Origin of the sequence: Bacillus sp. SRB_8, assembly GCF_003264205.1 — a bacterium.
Taxonomy (GTDB): domain Bacteria; phylum Bacillota; class Bacilli; order Bacillales; family Bacillaceae_G; genus Bacillus_A; species Bacillus_A mycoides.
This window is the reverse complement of the sequence record NZ_NADT01000154.1, coordinates 1-282: the sequence shown is the minus strand read 5'-3', so window position 1 is coordinate 282 and position 282 is coordinate 1. Positions and strand designations below refer to the sequence as shown.

Below are 282 nucleotides of genomic sequence, written 5' to 3'. Positions count from 1 at the left end.
TCTTGAGGTTGTCTTCGATGTACTGGCGCAAATCTTTTTGTTCGGTCTGGCCGAGTTTGTAGACCTTCCTGTATGGCAGCGGGCCAGTCTCCTCTTTAAAGTTGATGGCGCAATCATATGTGCGATGTGGGGGCAGTTGGTCGGCGTTTTTCTTCTCGAACACGTCCTGGAATTCGCCATACTTGTGGGGGAGTAAGGCTGCATTCGCTTTCGATGTCATTGTTGCCGAATATATATTGTGTTTGTCATGGTCTATCGGTATACAGGTGGGCACTCTTGTCG

At 48.9% G+C, this 282-nt stretch carries 1 protein-coding gene; it reads left to right on the top strand.

Features of this window, described 5'->3' with window-relative positions; translation table 11 throughout:
- The coding region (locus tag B5P40_RS33055; protein ID WP_181462983.1) for a hypothetical protein at positions 1-196 on the top strand (196 nt) is incomplete at its 5' end.
- Between the last annotated feature and the right edge of the window lie 86 nt (positions 197-282).